Here is an 18966-nt window from a genome sequence, read left to right on the forward strand (position 1 = left end):
GATGAATGTTTTAGCGGTGATATATATAAAATAAAAATTATACATTTAAAAAGTGATGCGTTATTCTGCGCAGGTTATATGCCTTTATTGTCACAGATATTATTTTCTGTTGGGGCATTGCTACGATTACTTATTTCCCAACAAATAAAAAGACAAGCCCGAACTTTCATTCGGGCTTTTTTTTGTTCAGGATAATCCTTACCCTGTTACTCTACTCGGTGCCACTTTTATCCGTTTTCCCCGCCATTTGCGCGAGGAAATCATAGCGTTTTTGCAGATCGGCTGCGGCATCTTTCCATAACTGTTCCGCCACTTCTGGCTGTTGCGAATTCAGACGGCGGAAACGTTGTTCATGGAGCAATGTTTCTTCCAGAGCCTCTGATGGTGGACGTGAATCCAGCGCCAGTGGCAGTTTGCCTTCATCGGCGCGACGTGGATCAAAGCGATACAGCGGCCAGAAGCCGGTGGCGGTGAGTTGGCGCATCTGGTCGTGACTCAATGCCAGGTCATAACCGTGCTCTTCACATGGACTGTAAGCAATGATCAGTGACGGCCCTGGATACGCTTCCGCTTCCTGAATCGCTTTCACTGTCTGGTTCAGTTGCGCACCGAGAGAAATCTGCGCCACATAAACATGACCGTACATCATCATACTGACGCCGAGGTCTTTACGCGCTTTGCGTTTGCCGTGTTCACCAAACTTCGTTACTGCACCAAGAGGGGTTGCTTTCGACGCCTGACCGCCGGTATTGGAATAGCATTGCGTATCCAGTACCAGAATGTTGACGTTTTCCGTCAGACTTAATACATGATCCAAACCACCGAAGCCGATATCGTAAGCCCAGCCGTCGCCACCAATCAGCCATATTGATTTTTCCACCAGCGCATCAGCGTCGCGCAGCAGTTCATGAGCTTCAGCGATATCCTTTAGTTGCTGGCGCAACGCGGCAACCTGTTCGCGACGAACCTCTGGCGTGGCATCTGATTTCAACGCTGCCAGTAACTCCGCCGGGATTTTATCGGCAAACTGATCCAGCAGACGCAAAACACGGACACGATGCTGATCGACCGTCAGGCGGAAGCCCAGGCCAAATTCGGCATTATCTTCAAACAGTGAGTTCGCCCAGGCCGGACCACGACCGTTTGCATCAGTGGTATACGGTGTGGATGGCAGGTTACCGCCATAAATCGACGAACATCCGGTGGCGTTAGCGATCAACATTCGATCGCCATAGAGCTGAGTAAGCAATTTGATATACGGCGTCTCGCCACAACCGGAACAAGCACCAGAATATTCAAACAGCGGTGTGATCAATTGCGATGTACGAATATCAATACGTTCCAGTTTACTGCGGTCGATTTCTGGTAAGTTGAGGAAGAAGTCATAATTGATTTTCTCTTCTTCCACATGCTCCAGACGCGACATCATATTGATGGCTTTGATATCAGGATCCTGACGGTCTTTCGCCGGGCAAACTTCAACGCACAGATTACAGCCGGTGCAATCTTCCGGTGCGACCTGCAACACATACTTCTGCCCGCGCATATCGCGCGATTTCACATCCAGCGAATGCAGGCTGGCGGGGGCGTTTTCCATTGCTTCCGGCGGAACCACTTTTGCGCGAATAGCGGAGTGTGGGCAGGCGGCGACACAGTGGTTACATTGGGTACAGAGTTCCTCTTTCCAGATGGGGATCTCTTCGGCAATATTGCGTTTTTCCCAACGCGTTGTGCCCATTGGCCATGTGCCGTCTGGTGGTAGCGCCGAAACGGGGAGGGCATCGCCAAGTCCGGCGAGCATTGCAGCGGTGACGGTTTTAACGAAATCAGGCGCTGCATCGGAAACCACCGGTGGCCGATTCGCACTGTGCGGATTTACCGGTTGCAACGGGACTTCTTCCACGGATTCACGCGCCAGCGCCAGTGCCTGCCAGTTGCGTTCCACCAGATCCTGACCTTTGCTGCTGTAGCTTTTGGCAATTGCGCCCTGCAATTCAGCCAGGGCACTGTCGCCAGGCAGAATTTGCGTCAGGTGGAAAAAGGCCATCTGCATTACGGTGTTAATGCGCGCTGCCAGTCCACATTCACGGGCAATTTTCGCTGCATTAATCACATAAAAGCGAGCTTTCTTCTGATTCAACACCGCCTGAACTTCTTGCGGCAGCCGCGACCAGACTTCTTCGGCACTGTACGGAGTATTAAGCAGGAAAATACCGCCAGGTTTCAGGCGTTCTGCCATCTGATATTTGTCGATAAACTGCAACTGGTGGCAGCCAACAAAGTCAGCTTGTGAAATCAGATACGCGGATCGAATTGGATGCTCGCTCACACGCAGGTGAGAAACTGTCAGACCACCGGCCTTTTTGGAATCGTATACAAAATACCCCTGTGCATACCACGGGGTGGAATTACCGATAATCTTGATATTGTTTTTGGTCGCGGAAACGCTGCCGTCACTGCCCAGACCGTAAAACAGGGCTTCCAGCTTCGCGGAGTTTGGCAGGGTATTTTCTGGCAATGGCAGTGACAGATTGGTCACATCATCATAAATACCCACGGTAAATCGTGGTTTTGGTTTGGCTGTGTTAAGTTCGGCAAATACTGCCAGCACACAGTCCGGGCCAAACTCTTTGGAAGACAGACCATAGCGCCCACCAATGACGCGAGGCAATGCCTCACGCTCGCCATTATTAAAGGCTTCTGCCAGCGCGGTCATCACATCCAAATAGAGTGGTTCTGCCTGGGCACCCGGCTCTTTGGTGCGATCCAACACCGCTACGCTGCGTACGGACTCCGGTAGTGCTTGTAGTAAGTGTTTGGCGGAAAACGGACGATATAGTCGAACTTTCAGCACCCCAACTTTTTCGCCACGAGTCAGCAATTCGTCTACCACTTCTTCACAGGTGCCAATAGCAGAACCCATCAGGATTATCACCCGTTCTGCCTGTGGATGACCGTAATACTCAAAAGGCTGATACTGACGACCCGTAGCGGCGGCGAAATCATTCATTGCCTGTTCAACATGGTCGTAAACTGCGTTGTACCATGGGTTAGTTGCTTCACGAGACTGGAAGTAAGTGTCAGGATTGGCGGATGTACCGCGGATCACCGGATGTTCCGGATTCAGCGCACGGGCGCGATGAGCATCAATTTCTGCCTGCGGTATCAGTTCAAGAATAGTGTCGTCGGCCAGTGGAATGATTTTGTTGATCTCGTGGGAAGTACGGAAACCATCAAAGAAATGAATAAATGGCACACGGCTTTTTAGTGTCGCGATTTGCGAAATGAGGGCGAAATCTTGCGCTTCCTGAACGTTTGCCGCACACAACATGGCGCAACCGGTCTGGCGCACCGCCATCACATCTGAATGATCGCCAAAAATAGAGAGCGCATGAGTAGCGACGGTTCGCGCCGCCACATGCAGTACAAACGGTGTCAGTTCGCCCGCCAGTTTGTACAATGTCGGAATCATCAGCAACAAACCCTGCGATGATGTAAACGATGTAGAGAGTGCGCCCGTTTGCAAAGCGCCATGCACAGTCGCGATAGCGCCAGCTTCGGACTGCATTTCAACTACGCGAGGTGTATCTCCCCACACGTTTTTCAAGCCGTTTCCGGCCCAGGCATCAGCCTGTTCTGCCATCGTGGAACTCGGGGTAATAGGGTAGATGGCGATAACTTCACTGGTGCGAAATGCCACCGAAGCTACCGCGCCATTACCGTCAATTGTGATCATACGACACCCTTACATTGCGCAAATGAGGGGCACACGAAAAAGCTGCGCGCCCAGTAGTTATCTCTCAATTTTAGCAAATGGCTTTCTGTTGCATTTTCGCTTTTGTGTCCCCCATATCCGCATAATGAATGTTTCGATCAAGCACCGGGCAAAAAATAGCGATAAAAAAGTAACAATGCGTTGCAACACACATAGTAGTTCTCGACGTAACCGCCTGGGCTGCCTATTATTTAGGGCGGTGTCGTTTGGCTTAAAGATTAGAGGAAGTAAAGATGCGAGCAGCGTTGTGGGTAGGGTGTGCCGCTTTATTGTTGTCTGCGTGTAGTAGTGAACCTGTTCAGCAGGCAACCGCGGCGCATGTGGCGCCTGGTTTAAAAGCGTCCATGTCCAGTAGCGGTGAAGCAAATTGCGCAATGATTGGTGGTTCGCTATCCGTTGCCCGTCAACTTGACGGAACGGCTATTGGGATGTGTGCATTACCTAACGGCAAACGCTGCAGCGAACAGTCGCTTGCCGCCGGAAGCTGTGGCAGCTACTAATTGACCAAATCTGCCAGTTTATAAGTTAATGTCTGTTTCGCGGTTGCCAGCGTCAACTGGTTGGCGGTCAGATCTACCTGCGCACCTTCTTTCAGCATTTCGCTGATGGTGTGATCGAGTTCGTTAAGCTGTGGGTTGGCACACATCATGCGGGTCATTGCCAGTCCTTTAACTTTCAGTTCTCCGCCCGAAAGTTTACCCTCTCCGCTAAAGCGGTTACACATGTTGCCGGAAATCATCATCTTTTCCCCAAAGCTGATTTCTGGCGGGTTTTTATCGCTGGCAACAGGTTGACCGTTAACACTTTCCAGTACAAACCGGTGATGCTGTAACTGTTCTGGCGTTACAGCAATTTTGTCATTACTTACACATCCCGCCATCAGCAGGCTTAGTGCGACTAGCGCGGCAACTTTCTTCATTTTAGTTCTCAACTTAAGGTATAAATCAGGTGCTGATTGCCGGATGCAACGCTGGGGCGTCTTATCCGTTCAACAGAACTTATTGTAAGAATAGCGGATGAAAGATCTTTGGGGATTATCTGAATAAGCTCCCCTGATTTGCAGGGGAGCTGCATGTTTAAACCAGTTCGTTCGGGCAGGATTCGCCTTTTTCCAGATTGCTCAAGTTTTGCAGCGTAGTCTGGGAAATACTGGTCAGAGCTTCTGCCGTCAGGAAAGCCTGGTGCCCGGTAAACAGTACGTTATGGCAGGCAGACAGACGACGGAACACGTCATCCTGAATCACATCGTTGGATTTATCTTCAAAGAACAGATCGCGTTCGTTCTCATACACGTCCATCCCCAGCGAGCCAATTTTCTGGTTTTTCAGCGCTTCAATTGCCGCCTGGGAATCAATCAATGCGCCACGACTGGTGTTGACGATCATTACGCCGTTTTTCATCTGATCAAACGCCGCCTCATTCAGCAGGTGGTAGTTCTCCGGCGTCAGCGGGCAGTGCAGGGAGATAACGTCTGATTCAGAGAACAGGGTCGGCAGATCGACATATTCCACGCCGAGCTCCAGCGCCGCCGCACTTGGGTATGGATCGAACGCCAGCAGACGCATACCGAAACCTTTCAGAATACGCAGCATCGCTACGCCGATTTTACCGGTGCCGATAACACCTGCCGTTTTGCCATACATGGTAAAGCCAGTCAGGCCTTCCAGAGAGAAGTTGGCGTCACGGGTACGCTGATACGCGCGGTGAATACGGCGGTTCAACGTCATCATCATACCAATAGCGTGTTCAGCGACGGCTTCCGGATCGTAGGCTGGAACACGGACTACTTTCAGCCCCAGCTCTTTTGCCGCGTCGAGGTCAACGTTGTTGAAACCGGCACAGCGCAGGGCGATATATTTAACGCCGTGCTTTTTCAGTTCTTCCAGCACCGGGCGACTGCCGTCATCATTTACGAAAATACATACCGCTTCGCAGCCATTGGCGGTTTTGGCGGTTTTTTCTGTCAGCAGAAAGTCAAAAAATTCCAGCTCAAAGCCAAAGGACTCGTTCACCTGTTGCAGGTACTTCTTGTCGTACTGTTTTGTGCTATATACGGCGAGTTTCATAAGACTTTCTCCAGTGATGTTGAATCACGTTTAAGCTACTAAAAATATTTTACAAAAATTAAAATATAATTGAAAGCTGTGGTGATATTGAAAAATCCATCAACAACTATGCTTAGTGTAGGCGCAACCTTCAACTGAACGGTTAAACATGCCACAATACCGGTATTGAATGCTTAATTTTTCGCTAAATCAGGATATTAACTACCCATGTTGGGTAAATATAAAGCCGTTCTCGCGCTGTTATTACTGATTATTCTTGTGCCCTTAACGCTGCTGATGACGCTCGGGCTGTGGGTTCCTACGCTGGCGGGTATCTGGCTGCCGCTCGGTACACGCATTGCATTAGATGAAAGCCCGCGCATCACGCGTAAAGGTTTAATTATTCCCGATCTCCGTTATCTGGTGGCGGATTGCCAGTTGGCGCATATCACCAATGCCAGCCTTTCACATCCCAGCCGCTGGTTATTGAACGTTGGCACAGTGGAGCTTGACTCTGCTTGCCTGGCAAAATTGCCACAGGAAGAGCCCTCTCCGGCAGCGCCGAAAACCCTTGCGCAGTGGCAATCCATGCTGCCTAACACCTGGATCAATATTGATAAACTGATCCTTTCGCCCTGGCAGGAATGGCAGGGAAAACTCTCTCTCTCGTTGACCTCTGATATCCAGCAACTGCGTTATCAGGGCGAAAAAGTTAAATTTCAAGGCCAGCTTAAAGGGCAACAACTTACAGTCAGCGAACTGGATGTCGCCGCGTTTGAAAATCAGCCGCCGGTAAAACTGGTAGGGGAATTTACCATGCCGCTGGTGCCGGATGGGCTTCCTGTCAGTGGCCATGCTACCGCGACCTTGAACTTGCCACAGGAACCGTCACTGGTGGATGCTGAACTGGAGTGGCAGGAAAATAGCGGGCAATTGCTTGTGATGACACGGGATAACGGCGATCCATTGCTCGATTTGCCGTGGCAAATTACCCGTCAGCAATTGACGGTCAGCGATGGTCGCTGGAGCTGGCCGTATGAAGGTTTTCCCCTGAGTGGGCGATTGGGTGTTAAAGTCGAGAACTGGCAGGCCGGGCTTGAGAACGCGTTGGTCAGTGGACGCCTGAGTGTGCTGACTCAGGGGCAAGCAGGGAAAGGCAATGCGGTGCTTAATTTTGGCCCAGGAAAATTGAGCATGGATAACAGTCAGATGCCACTGCAACTGACCGGTGAAGCAAAACAGGCTGATCTCATTCTGTATGCCCGCTTACCGGCACAGCTAAGCGGAAGTCTGACTGACCCAACGCTGGCCTTTGAACCAGGCGCGTTATTACGTTCAAAGGGAAGAATCATCGATTCACTGGACATCGATGAAATTCGCTGGCCTTTAGCGGGGGTAAAAGTCACTCAACGTGGTGTTGACGGTCGCTTGCAGGCCATTTTGCAGGCCCATGAAAATGAACTGGGCGACTTTGTGCTGCATATGGATGGTCAGGCGAATGATTTTCTCCCGGATGCAGGGCGTTGGCAGTGGCGTTACTGGGGCAAAGGCAGTTTTACCCCGATGAATGCCACCTGGGATGTCGCAGGAAAAGGTGAGTGGCATGACAGCACGATTACGCTTACCGACCTCTCGACCGGGTTCGATCAGTTGCAATATGGCACGATGACAGTAGAAACGCCGCGCTTAATTCTTGATAAACCCGTTATCTGGGTGCGTGACGCCCAGAATCCGTCTTTTAGTGGTGCGCTTTCGCTGGATGCAGGACAAACGCTTTTCACAGGCGGTAGTGTGTTACCGCCATCAACCTTAAAATTTAGTGTCGATGGACGCGATCCGACGTATTTCCTCTTCAAAGGGGATTTACATGCTGGTGAGATTGGCCCGGTACGGGTGAATGGCCGCTGGGACGGTATTCGCCTGCGCGGCAATGCCTGGTGGCCTAAACAATCGCTGACCGTATTCCAGCCGCTGATCCCGCCAGACTGGAAGATGAATCTACGCGATGGTGAATTGTATGCCCAGGTGGCGTTTTCTGCCGCGCCTGAGCAGGGCTTCCGTGCAGGGGGGCATGGCGTGTTGAAAGGTGGCAGCGCGTGGATGCCAGATAACCAGGTCAACGGTGTCGACTTTGTACTACCGTTCCGTTTTGCCGACGGTGCGTGGCACCTGGGAACGCGGCGACCTGTGTCATTACGTATTGCTGAAGTGGTTAACCTGGTGACGGCAAAAAATATTACTGCCGATCTTCAGGGGCGTTATCCGTGGACCGAAGACGAACCCTTGCTACTGACTGATGTGAGTGTTGATGTTTTAGGTGGTAACGTGCTGATGAAACAATTACGTATGCCGCAGCACGATCCGGCGCTGTTACGGCTGAATAATCTCTCTTCCAGTGAACTGGTTAGCGCCATCAATCCAAAGCAATTCGCTATGTCAGGGGCATTCAGTGGGGCATTGCCGCTATGGCTTAATAATGAAAAATGGATTGTGAAAGATGGCTGGCTGGCAAACGCAGGCCCCATGACCTTGCGCCTGGATAAAGACACGGCGGATGCAGTAGCAAAAGACAATATGACCGCAGGGACTGCAATCAACTGGTTGCGCTATATGGAAATTAGCCGTTCATCGACAAAAATTAATCTGGATAATCTCGGTGTGTTAACCATGCAGGCAACGATCAGCGGTAATAGCCGGGTTGATGGTAAAACGGGCACGGTGAATCTTAATTACAGCCACGAAGAGAATATTTTTACGTTATGGCGCAGCTTACGCTTTGGCGATAATCTCCAGGCGTGGCTGGAACAGAATGCCCGACTCCCGAAAACGGGTTGCCCATCAGGAAATGAGTGTGAGGAAAAATAATGAAAATAATGATAACCGCGTTCGCGTCCTCTTTTATGTTGCTTGGTTGCACGCCGCGCATTGAAGTGGCTGCGCCGAAAGAGCCAATCACCATTAATATGAACGTTAAAATTGAGCATGAGATCATCATAAAAGCAGATAAGGACGTTGAAGACTTGCTCAAAACCCGTAGCGATCTTTTTTGAGGTAATGATGAAAAGAGCATTACTGATAATGGTGTGGACTGTTTGCCTGATGAGCAGCAGTGCGATGGCGTTAACCCTGAATGAAGCCAGAAGTCAGGGGCGGGTAGGCGAAACATTTAATGGTTATCTGATGGCACTGAAAACGGATGACGAAACGCAGGCATTGGTAAACGATATTAATAAAGCTCGTGCGCTGAGTTATCAGCAACTGGCCAGACAAAATAATGTCTCAACTGAGGAGATTGCAAAACTGGCAGGGCAGAAACTGGTCGCTCGCGCTAAACCGGGAGAATATGTGCAGGGGATTAATGGGAAATGGCTGCAAAAATAAAAAACGTAAAGCAGCGGTAATTAATTTCGTATTCAGAAAGATCAGTTACCGTTCAAAACGGTACAAATTATACCTACAGACCTCCGCCAGACTGATTGCGGCGCTGTTTTTGCTTGTTGGCGCTCGTTTTTACGCATCCGCATTCAATAGTCATTTATTCACTTTCCGTTCATTTCTATACTGATTTTTCTTAATCCGCTTTATTACAGGGCAGGGTGTTATGAGCAGCAACACATTTACTCTCGGTACAAAATCCGTTAACCGTCTCGGTTACGGCGCGATGCAACTGGCAGGACCTGGTGTATTCGGCCCACCGAAAGATCGCCATGTCGCGATTACCGTGCTGCGTGAGGCACTGGCATTGGGCGTCAATCACATTGATACCAGCGACTTTTATGGTCCACACGTTACCAATCAGATTATCCGCGAAGCGTTACATCCTTATTCCGATGACCTGACTATCGTCACCAAAATTGGCGCTCGCCGCGGTGAGGACGCCTCCTGGTTGCCGGCATTCTCTCCAGCAGAACTGAAAAAAGCGGTGCACGATAACCTGCGAAATCTGGGGGTGGACGTGCTGGATGTGGTGAACCTGCGGGTGATGCCTGACGATGGACATGGCCCGGCGGAAGGGGCGATTGAAGCCAGCCTGACCGTGCTGGCTGAGATGCAACAACAAGGGCTGGTAAAACATATTGGCCTGAGCAACGTAACACCAACGCAGGTTGCAGAGGCGCGCAAGATTACAGAAATTGTTTGCGTGCAAAACGAATACAACATTGCCCATCGTGCGGATGACGAATTAATTGATTCTTTGGCCCGCGATGGCATTGCATATGTGCCGTTCTTCCCGCTCGGGGGCTTTACGCCACTGCAATCCTCCACGCTCTCTGATGTCGCAGCAAGTCTTAATGCGACACCGATGCAGGTGGCGCTGGCGTGGCTGTTGCAACGTTCACCGAATATTTTGCTGATCCCGGGGACGTCTTCCGTTGCGCATTTACGGGAGAATATGGCAGTAGGGGAATTAGCGCTACCTGATGATGTGTTGGCAACGCTGGACAGTATTGCGAAAAAGGCGAGTTAAGTAAAAAAGCCTCCCGCACTCGCGGTAGGCTTCTTAAAACTTATGCTGCAACAATTGCGTCAATTGCCGCTTTAGCGTCTGTCTGCGCTTTTGCTGCCATTTCCGGCCCGTAAGCGATACCTTCAGCAAAGACAAAGTTCACGTCAGTAATGCCGATAAAGCCAAGGAACGTAGAAAGATACGGGGTCACCAGGTCTGTAGGCCCATCCTTATGGATACCGCCACGGCTGGTAATAACAATGGCTTTTTTACCGGTTACCAGACCTTCAGGACCGTTCTCGGTGTAGCGGAAAGTAACGCCTGCACGCGCAACCAGGTCAAAATAGTTTTTCAACTGAGTAGAGATGTTGAAGTTGTACATCGGTGCGGCAATCACGATAACGTCATGCGCTTTCAACTCGGCAATCAGTTCATCAGACAGTGCCAGGGCTTCCTGCTGGCGCGGAGTCAGCGGCGCGTCACTCGGACGCAGAGCACCAACCAGTTCGCCATCCAGCACCGGAACCGGATTTGCAGCCAGGTCGCGGACGGTGATTTCATCAGCAGTGTGCTTTTCACGCCACTGTTCAACAAAATAATCAGACAACTGACCAGACTGAGAGTACCCTGCCAGGATGCTGGATTTAAGAACTAATACCTTGCTCATGGTGTTTCCTTATAGATGTTTGAATGGGCGATGCCCTGTTGCTTGTTGACACTTTATTCACAATCCTGCCACAGAGATAGCGCAATATATCGAAGTCTATGTTCGAATTTATTGAACAACACATAAAAAGCCGCGATGTGGTACTCTATATCTATCATTTAAAAGAAAATTAATCAGGCACAACGCTGCCCTTTAACGTTATGACAGAACAACAAAAATTGACCTTTAACGCCTTACAGCAGCGGTTGGATTCGTTAATGCTGCGTGACAGACTGCGTTTTTCCCGCCGTCTGCATGGGGTGAAGAAGGTTAAAAATCCTGATGCACAACAGGCCATTTTCCAGGAGATGGCAAAAGAAATTGACCAGGCGGCAGGGAAAGTCCTGCTACGTGAAGCGGCGCGTCCGGAGATTACTTATCCGGACAATTTGCCGGTTAGCCAGAAAAAACAGGACATTCTCGAAGCGATCCGTGACCACCAGGTGGTGATTGTCGCCGGAGAAACAGGTTCCGGTAAAACGACTCAGTTGCCGAAAATCTGTATGGAACTGGGGCGCGGGATTAAAGGGCTGATTGGCCATACCCAGCCTCGTCGACTGGCAGCCCGTACCGTGGCGAACCGTATTGCGGAAGAGTTGCAGACCGAACCGGGTGGCTGCATCGGTTATAAAGTCCGTTTCAGCGATCACGTCAGTGATAACACGATGGTCAAGCTGATGACCGACGGTATTCTGCTGGCGGAAATCCAGCAGGATCGCCTGCTGATGCAGTACGACACCATCATCATTGACGAAGCGCACGAACGCAGCCTGAACATTGATTTCCTGCTCGGTTATTTGAAAGAGCTGTTGCCACGTCGCCCGGATCTGAAAGTCATCATCACTTCCGCGACCATCGATCCGGAACGCTTCTCTCGCCACTTTAACAATGCGCCGATTATCGAAGTCTCGGGTCGAACTTATCCGGTAGAAGTGCGTTATCGACCAATAGTTGAAGAAGCGGATGATACCGAGCGCGACCAGTTACAGGCGATTTTCGATGCCGTAGACGAATTGAGCCAGGAAAGCCCCGGCGACATTTTGATCTTTATGAGCGGCGAGCGGGAAATTCGCGATACCGCCGATGCGCTGAACAAGCTGAACTTACGCCATACGGAAATATTGCCGCTTTATGCGCGGCTTTCAAACAGCGAACAAAATCGCGTCTTCCAGTCACACAGCGGGCGGCGCATTGTGCTGGCGACTAACGTCGCGGAAACCTCGCTGACTGTGCCGGGTATTAAATACGTGATCGACCCAGGTACGGCGCGCATCAGCCGCTACAGCTATCGCACCAAAGTGCAGCGTCTACCGATTGAGCCAATTTCGCAGGCTTCAGCCAATCAGCGTAAAGGCCGTTGCGGACGCGTATCAGAAGGGATCTGTATTCGTCTTTATTCGGAAGATGATTTCCTTTCTCGTCCGGAGTTTACCGATCCGGAAATTCTGCGTACCAACCTGGCGTCGGTTATCTTACAGATGACCGCACTGGGGCTGGGCGATATCGCTGCGTTTCCGTTTGTTGAAGCGCCGGATAAACGCAATATTCAGGATGGTGTGCGCCTGCTGGAGGAGTTAGGTGCAATCACCACCGACGAACAACAAACCGCATATAAACTGACACCACTTGGTCGTCAGTTATCACAGTTACCGGTTGACCCGCGTCTGGCACGCATGGTGCTGGAAGCGCAGAAACATGGCTGTGTAAGGGAAGCGATGATTATCACTTCCGCGCTCTCCATTCAGGACCCTCGTGAACGCCCGATGGACAAACAACAGGCATCGGATGAAAAACATCGTCGTTTCCACGATAAAGAGTCCGACTTCCTGGCGTTTGTGAATTTGTGGAATTATCTCGGTGAGCAGCAAAAGGCGCTCTCTTCAAACGCCTTCCGTCGCTTGTGCCGCACTGAATATCTCAACTATCTGCGCGTGCGCGAATGGCAGGACATCTACACTCAGTTGCGCCAGGTGGTGAAAGAACTCGGCATTCCGGTAAACAGTGAACCGGCGGAGTATCGCGAAATTCATATCGCATTACTGACCGGTTTGCTTTCACATATCGGCATGAAAGATGCGGATAAACAGGAATATACCGGCGCACGTAACGCGCGTTTCTCTATCTTCCCTGGTTCTGGTTTATTCAAAAAGCCGCCAAAGTGGGTGATGGTGGCGGAACTGGTAGAAACCAGCCGCCTGTGGGGGCGCATTGCGGCACGCATCGATCCGGAATGGGTAGAGCCGGTTGCCCAACATTTGATCAAACGCACCTACAGTGAACCGCACTGGGAACGGGCGCAGGGCGCAGTGATGGCGACGGAAAAAGTCACCGTTTATGGGTTGCCGATTGTCGCCGCGCGTAAGGTTAACTACAGCCAGATTGATCCTGCGTTGTGCCGTGAACTCTTTATCCGCCATGCACTTGTAGAAGGTGACTGGCAGACACGTCACGCTTTCTTCCGTGAAAACCTGAAACTGCGGGCAGAAGTGGAAGAGCTGGAACACAAATCACGTCGTCGCGATATTCTGGTAGATGACGAGACGCTGTTTGAATTTTACGACCAGCGCATTAGCCATGATGTGATCTCTTCGCGCCACTTCGACAACTGGTGGAAAAAGGTTAGCCGCGAAACGCCTGATTTGCTCAACTTTGAAAAGAGCATGTTGATCAAAGAAGGTGCGGAAAAAATCAGCAAGCTGGATTACCCGAACTTCTGGCATCAGGGCAATCTCAAGCTGCGTTTAAGTTATCAGTTTGAGCCAGGTGCGGACGCTGATGGCGTGACCGTGCATATTCCGCTGCCGTTGCTCAACCAGGTGGAAGAGCGCGGCTTTGAATGGCAAATTCCTGGATTACGTCGTGAACTGGTGATTGCGCTGATTAAATCGCTGCCAAAACCGGTACGTCGTAATTTTGTGCCTGCGCCAAACTACGCCGAAGCGTTTTTAGGCCGCGTGACGCCACTGGAACTACCGTTGCTCGACAGTCTTGAACGTGAATTGCGCCGCATGACCGGCGTTACCGTTGACCGCGAAGACTGGCACTGGGATCAGGTGCCCGATCACCTGAAAATTACTTTCCGCGTGGTGGACGACAAAAACAAGAAGTTGAAAGAAGGGCGCTCATTACAGGAACTGAAAGAGGCGCTGAAAGGCAAAGTGCAGGAAACACTGTCTGCGGTCGCTGATGACGGTATCGAGCAGAGCGGCCTGCATATCTGGAGCTTTGGTCAATTGCCGGAAAGCTACGAGCAGAAGCGCGGCAATTACAAAGTGAAAGCGTGGCCTGCGCTGGTGGATGAACGTGACAGCGTGGCGATCAAATTGTTTGATAATCCACTGGAGCAGAAGCAAGCAATGTGGAACGGTCTGCGCCGTCTACTGTTGCTGAATATTCCTTCACCGATCAAATATCTGCATGAGAAGTTGCCGAATAAAGCCAAGCTGGGGCTGTACTTTAACCCGTATGGCAAAGTGCTGGAGCTGATCGATGACTGTATCTCCTGCGGTGTGGATAAATTAATCGACGCCAACGGTGGCCCGGTCTGGACGGAAGAGGGTTTTGCTGCGCTACATGAAAAAGTGCGTGCCGAACTGAACGATACCGTGGTGGATATTGCGAAGCAGGTCGAGCAAATCCTCACGGCAGTGTTCAACATCAACAAACGTCTGAAAGGGCGTGTTGATATGACGATGGCGCTGGGGCTTTCTGACATCAAAGCACAAATGGGCGGTCTGGTGTATCGCGGTTTTGTCACCGGTAACGGCTTCAAACGGCTGGGCGATACGCTGCGCTATTTGCAGGCGATTGAAAAACGCCTGGAGAAACTGGCGGTTGATCCGCATCGTGATCGTGCCCAAATGCTGAAAGTCGAAAACGTCCAGCAGGCATGGCAACAATGGTTCAACAAACTGCCGCCAGCGCGTCGTGAGGATGAAGACGTGAAAGAGATCCGTTGGATGATTGAAGAACTGCGCGTCAGTTACTTCGCCCAACAACTTGGTACGCCGTATCCGATATCGGATAAGCGTATTTTGCAGGCGATGGAGCAGATTAGCGGTTAACGGCTGTTATTTGGCTGATGAATCTAAAACCCGGTAAGCGTGTGCTGCCGGGTTTTTTCTTTATAAGATCTGAAGGATTCACTCTATCGCAACATTGAACGATTTTGCTGAATTTTTATCAACAGTCTTTCCTCAAATACAGTATGAGTAAAACAAATATCAGGCTTACGAAGGAGGATAGAGAAAATACAACGTCTTCCTTTCAGAGTGCTCCGCTTCTCATTATTATCTCACGCAGTATTCTTAAGGGAACGAGAAGGAGGGACCATGAACATTAACCCGTTTCCGACGCTTTCAGCGACAACTATAGATGCCATAAACGTTATTGGTCGATGGCTGGCGCAGGATGATTTCTCTGGTGAGATGCCGTATCAGGCTGATTGCGTGATCCTCGCAGGTAACGCTGTTATTCCCACTATCGACGCTGCATGCAAGATTGCCCGCGATCAGCAAATTCCATTACTGATCAGCGGTGGTATCGGTCACTCGACAACCTTTTTATATAGTGCTGTCGCACAGCATCCACATTACAACACCATTCGTACCACGGGCAGGGCAGAAGCCACCATCCTTGCAGATATTGCCCATCAGTTCTGGCATATTCCCCATGAAAAAATCTGGATTGAAGACCAGTCAACGAACTGCGGTGAAAACGCCCGCTTCAGCGTCGCGTTATTGAATCAGGCCACAGAGCGCATTCACACGGCTATCGTTGTGCAGGATCCCACCATGCAGCGGCGCACGATGGCGACGTTCCGCCGTATTACTGCTGATAATCCCGATGCACCTCGCTGGTTAAGTTATCCAGGATTCGTACCACAAGTGGGGAATAACGCAGACAGTGTCGCATTTGTTAATCAACTGGAAGGATTATGGCCAGTTGAACGTTATTTATCGCTACTTACTGGTGAGCTACCACGTTTGCGTGATGATAGCGACGGTTATGGCCCCCGCGGACGTGATTTTATCGTTCACGTTGATTTTCCTGTAGAAGTCGCCCAGGCATGGCAGACGCTGAAACACGACGCTGTACTTATTGAAGCGATGGAAAGTCGTTCGCTACGTTAAAAATTGCCCGTTTGTGAAAAACCGTTGGCAAACGGGCATGATTCTTTACTTTTACTTCTGCCTTTTATTCCTTTCACACCTGTTTTTATGAAGCCCTTCACAGATTCGTCCTTCCACGATGCCGTTTCCGCAATGATTGATGTTTATTAACAATATATTTACCAAATAAAAACACAGTAATCACAGGAGTCGCCCATGTCAGTACCCGTTCAACATCCTATGTATATCGATGGACAGTTTGTTACCTGGCATGGAGATGCATGGATTGATGTTGTAAACCCTGCAACAGAGACGGTTATTTCCCGTATTCCTGATGGCCAGGCTGAGGATGCCCGTAAGGCAATCGATGCTGCAGAACGCGCCCAACCAGAATGGGAAGCATTGCCTGCCATTGAGCGCGCCAGTTGGTTACGCAAAATCGCTGCCGGGATCCGCGAACGCGCCAGTGAAATTAGTGCACTGATTGTCGAGGAAGGGGGCAAAGTCCAGCAACTGGCTGAAGTCGAAGTGGCTTTCACGGCGGACTATATTGATTATATGGCGGAGTGGGCGCGGCGCTACGAGGGTGAGATTATTCAAAGCGATCGCCCGGGAGAGAATATTCTTCTTTTTAAACGTGCGCTTGGCGTGACCACCGGTATTCTGCCGTGGAATTTCCCGTTCTTCCTGATTGCCCGCAAAATGGCACCCGCTCTGCTCACCGGCAATACCATCGTCATTAAACCGAGCGAATTTACACCAAATAACGCAATTGCTTTCGCCAAAATCGTCGATGAAATTGGCCTTCCACGCGGCGTGTTTAACCTTGTGCTGGGGCGCGGTGAAACAGTGGGTCAGGAACTGGCGGGTAACCCGAAGGTCGCAATGGTCAGTATGACGGGCAGCGTCGCCGCCGGGGAGAAAATCATGGCAACTGCGGCGAAAAATATCACCAAAGTGTGTCTGGAACTGGGCGGCAAAGCGCCCGCTATTGTGATGGATGACGCTGATATTGAACTGGCAGTCAAAGCCATCGTTGATTCACGAGTCATTAATAGTGGGCAAGTGTGCAACTGTGCTGAACGTGTTTATGTACAGAAAGGCATTTATGACCAGTTTGTTAACCGACTTGGTGAAGCGATGCAGGCGGTGCAGTTTGGCAATCCTTCTGAACGCAACGACATTGCAATGGGGCCGTTGATTAACGCCGCGGCGTTGGAAAAGGTTGAGCAGAAAGTGGCTCGTGCTGTAGAAGAGGGCGCGAGAGTGGCGCTTGGTGGCAAAGCGGTAGCGGGGAAAGGGTACTATTATCCGCCGACAATATTGCTGGATGTTCGCCAGGAAATGTCAATTATGCACGAAGAAACCTTTGGCCCGGTGCTGCCTGTTGTCGCTTTCGATACGCTGGAACACGCTATCGCCATGGCTAACGACAGCGATTACGGCCTGACCTCGTCGATTTATACTCAAAATCTGAACGTCGCGATGAAAGCCATCAAAGGGTTGAAGTTCGGTGAAACCTACATCAATCGTGAAAACTTTGAAGCGATGCAAGGTTTCCACGCCGGATGGCGTAAGTCGGGTATTGGCGGTGCGGATGGTAAACATGGTTTGCATGAATACCTGCAAACCCAGGTCGTTTATTTACAGTCGTAATGTGTAAAACAGGCGGAGGCATTTCCCTCCGCCTGTATCTGTCAGAGTTTGGCGAATTTTTCCAGGGTGCGAATAAGCTGGGTGACAAAGCCATATTCGTTGTCGTACCAGGCGACTGTTTTTACCAGTTGCAAATCGCCCATGGCGGTAATTTCCGTTTGGGTGGCATCAAACACCGAACCAAAATGGCTACCAATGATATCGGAAGAGACTATTTCTTCATCGGTATAACCAAATGATTCGTTATTGTTTGTCGCCTTTTTAAGTGCATTGTTCACTTCTTCGGCAGTCACTTTTTTACCGAGAATAGACACCAACTCGGTGACAGAACCCGTTTTTACCGGTACACGCTGTGCATGGCCTTTCAGTTTACCGCTCAGTTCCGGGATCACCAGACCAATAGCTTTTGCTGCGCCCGTTGTATGGGGAATAATATTTTCTGCCGCCGCACGTGAAGCGCGTAGATCTTTACCACGCGGACCATCCACCAGTGACTGGGTGCCGGTATAGGCATGAATCGTCGTCATCGTGCCGACTTCTATTCCAAAATTGTCATGGAGTGCTTTGGCCATCGGCGCAAGACAGTTGGTGGTGCAGGACGCCACGGAAACAATGGTGTCGTTGCCATCCAGCGTGTTGTCATTGACGTTATAAACGATGGTTTTCATTTCACCGGCAGGGGCGGAAATTAACACCTTCTTCGCGCCAGCATCCAGATGTGCCTGCGATTTCTCTGCGGATGTATAAAAGCCGGTACATTCAACAATGATTTCTGCACCTTTCGCTTTCCACGGAATATTTTTCGCCTCTTTTTCGGCGTAAACCGCAATACTTTTGCCATCGACAATAAGTGAATCTTCAGTGAAATCAACGCTCCAGGGGAACGGGCCGTAGTTTGAATCGTGTTTTAGCAAGTAGGCGAGAATTTTCGGGGATGTGAGATCATTAATGGCGACAACGTCTATATTGCTTTTGACCTCCAGTAATCGACGCAATACCAGTCGACCGATACGACCAAAACCGTTAATACCAACTTTACTCATGGTTTTCTCCTGTCAGGAACTCGTGGGTGAAAATTAATCCTTTCCAGGCTTAGACCAGGATGGTGGGATGAGCAATCTACATTCTCGCAGTGAAACGTAACCTACTGAAAATGGGTGAACAATATTTAATGAAATTTTGAGAAAAGCTGGTTATGTTAACAATAAATTGTTTTAAATCAGGAA

General features: G+C 50.3%; 13 protein-coding genes. 8 read left to right on the top strand and 5 right to left on the bottom strand.

Annotated elements, in window-relative coordinates:
* Positions 1-211: 211 nt before the first annotated feature.
* On the bottom strand, positions 212-3736 hold the full coding sequence (gene nifJ / locus BEA93_RS06395; protein WP_105224576.1) for a pyruvate:ferredoxin (flavodoxin) oxidoreductase: 3525 nt from the start codon (positions 3734-3736) through the stop codon (positions 212-214).
* A 272-nt stretch (positions 3737-4008) separates the two neighbouring features.
* Between nifJ and BEA93_RS06400 the strand changes: the two genes are divergently transcribed.
* Positions 4009-4275 (top strand): putative hemolysin, encoded by a 267-nt coding sequence (locus tag BEA93_RS06400; protein WP_001200698.1) that lies wholly within the window; start codon positions 4009-4011, stop codon positions 4273-4275.
* On the opposite strand, the gene hslJ is transcribed toward BEA93_RS06400, so the two are convergent.
* Both hslJ and ldhA read right to left on the bottom strand, forming a co-directional pair.
* Positions 4272-4694 (bottom strand): heat shock protein HslJ, encoded by a 423-nt coding sequence (gene hslJ, locus BEA93_RS06405; protein ID WP_001516437.1) that lies wholly within the window; start codon positions 4692-4694, stop codon positions 4272-4274. The two genes, BEA93_RS06400 and hslJ, sit on opposite strands and share 4 nt — an antisense overlap.
* Before the next feature lie 157 nt (positions 4695-4851).
* Positions 4852-5841 (bottom strand): D-lactate dehydrogenase, encoded by a 990-nt coding sequence (gene ldhA / locus BEA93_RS06410; protein ID WP_000762228.1) that lies wholly within the window; start codon positions 5839-5841, stop codon positions 4852-4854.
* Between the two features lie 207 nt (positions 5842-6048).
* Here ldhA and BEA93_RS06415 point away from each other — a divergent pair, with 207 nt between their 5' ends.
* The 4 genes from BEA93_RS06415 (at position 6049) to BEA93_RS06435 (ending at position 10288) form a co-directional block, all read left to right on the top strand.
* Positions 6049-8685: a YdbH family protein gene (locus tag BEA93_RS06415; RefSeq protein WP_105224575.1), complete on the top strand. Its 2637-nt coding sequence runs from the start codon at positions 6049-6051 to the stop codon at positions 8683-8685.
* The gene (locus BEA93_RS06420; RefSeq protein WP_000699961.1) at positions 8685-8870 is read left to right on the top strand and encodes a YnbE family lipoprotein; all 186 of its coding nucleotides are present in this window, start codon (positions 8685-8687) and stop codon (positions 8868-8870) included. Before BEA93_RS06415 ends, BEA93_RS06420 begins: the two co-directional genes overlap by 1 nt.
* A gap of 7 nt (positions 8871-8877) precedes the next feature.
* Positions 8878-9201 (top strand): YdbL family protein, encoded by a 324-nt coding sequence (locus BEA93_RS06425; protein ID WP_001516435.1) that lies wholly within the window; start codon positions 8878-8880, stop codon positions 9199-9201.
* A gap of 220 nt (positions 9202-9421) precedes the next feature.
* The gene (locus BEA93_RS06435) at positions 9422-10288 is read left to right on the top strand and encodes an aldo/keto reductase family oxidoreductase (RefSeq protein ID WP_105224574.1); all 867 of its coding nucleotides are present in this window, start codon (positions 9422-9424) and stop codon (positions 10286-10288) included.
* Positions 10289-10328: 40 nt separating this feature from the next.
* Here BEA93_RS06435 and azoR read toward each other — a convergent pair whose 3' ends face one another.
* Entirely contained in the window at positions 10329-10934 is a 606-nt protein-coding gene (gene azoR, locus BEA93_RS06440; RefSeq protein ID WP_105224573.1) for an FMN-dependent NADH-azoreductase, read from the bottom strand.
* A gap of 200 nt (positions 10935-11134) precedes the next feature.
* Between azoR and hrpA the strand changes: the two genes are divergently transcribed.
* From hrpA to aldA, 3 genes are all read left to right on the top strand, one after another.
* Complete coding sequence (gene hrpA / locus BEA93_RS06445) at positions 11135-15037, top strand: ATP-dependent RNA helicase HrpA (protein WP_105224572.1); 3903 nt, start codon at positions 11135-11137, stop codon at positions 15035-15037.
* 267 nt (positions 15038-15304) lie between these two features.
* Positions 15305-16105, top strand: a complete 801-nt coding sequence (gene ydcF, locus BEA93_RS06450; protein WP_105224571.1) for a DUF218 domain-containing protein YdcF — start codon at positions 15305-15307, stop codon at positions 16103-16105.
* 195 nt (positions 16106-16300) lie between these two features.
* Positions 16301-17740, top strand: coding sequence for an aldehyde dehydrogenase (gene aldA, locus BEA93_RS06455; RefSeq protein ID WP_001516431.1), 1440 nt, complete (start codon positions 16301-16303; stop codon positions 17738-17740).
* A 41-nt stretch (positions 17741-17781) separates the two neighbouring features.
* On the opposite strand, the gene gap is transcribed toward aldA, so the two are convergent.
* Positions 17782-18783 (bottom strand): type I glyceraldehyde-3-phosphate dehydrogenase, encoded by a 1002-nt coding sequence (gap, locus tag BEA93_RS06460; protein ID WP_105224570.1) that lies wholly within the window; start codon positions 18781-18783, stop codon positions 17782-17784.
* Between the last annotated feature and the right edge of the window lie 183 nt (positions 18784-18966).

The organism is Escherichia sp. MOD1-EC5950 (genome assembly GCF_002965345.1).
GTDB classification, from domain to species: domain Bacteria; phylum Pseudomonadota; class Gammaproteobacteria; order Enterobacterales; family Enterobacteriaceae; genus Escherichia; species Escherichia marmotae.

What these genes read in the sequence shown, in the direction of transcription:
- ldhA (WP_000762228.1), bottom strand. Translation starts at nt 5,841, where the DNA reads ATGAAACTCGCCGTATATAGCACAAAACAGTACGACAAGAAGTACCTG.
- BEA93_RS06415 (WP_105224575.1), top strand. Translation starts at nt 6,049, where the DNA reads ATGTTGGGTAAATATAAAGCCGTTCTCGCGCTGTTATTACTGATTATT.
- BEA93_RS06400 (WP_001200698.1), top strand. Translation starts at nt 4,009, where the DNA reads ATGCGAGCAGCGTTGTGGGTAGGGTGTGCCGCTTTATTGTTGTCTGCG.
- BEA93_RS06425 (WP_001516435.1), top strand. Translation starts at nt 8,878, where the DNA reads ATGAAAAGAGCATTACTGATAATGGTGTGGACTGTTTGCCTGATGAGC.
- BEA93_RS06420 (WP_000699961.1), top strand. Translation starts at nt 8,685, where the DNA reads ATGAAAATAATGATAACCGCGTTCGCGTCCTCTTTTATGTTGCTTGGT.
- azoR (WP_105224573.1), bottom strand. Translation starts at nt 10,934, where the DNA reads ATGAGCAAGGTATTAGTTCTTAAATCCAGCATCCTGGCAGGGTACTCT.
- ydcF (WP_105224571.1), top strand. Translation starts at nt 15,305, where the DNA reads ATGAACATTAACCCGTTTCCGACGCTTTCAGCGACAACTATAGATGCC.
- hslJ (WP_001516437.1), bottom strand. Translation starts at nt 4,694, where the DNA reads ATGAAGAAAGTTGCCGCGCTAGTCGCACTAAGCCTGCTGATGGCGGGA.
- nifJ (WP_105224576.1), bottom strand. Translation starts at nt 3,736, where the DNA reads ATGATCACAATTGACGGTAATGGCGCGGTAGCTTCGGTGGCATTTCGC.
- aldA (WP_001516431.1), top strand. Translation starts at nt 16,301, where the DNA reads ATGTCAGTACCCGTTCAACATCCTATGTATATCGATGGACAGTTTGTT.
- gap (WP_105224570.1), bottom strand. Translation starts at nt 18,783, where the DNA reads ATGAGTAAAGTTGGTATTAACGGTTTTGGTCGTATCGGTCGACTGGTA.
- BEA93_RS06435 (WP_105224574.1), top strand. Translation starts at nt 9,422, where the DNA reads ATGAGCAGCAACACATTTACTCTCGGTACAAAATCCGTTAACCGTCTC.
- hrpA (WP_105224572.1), top strand. Translation starts at nt 11,135, where the DNA reads ATGACAGAACAACAAAAATTGACCTTTAACGCCTTACAGCAGCGGTTG.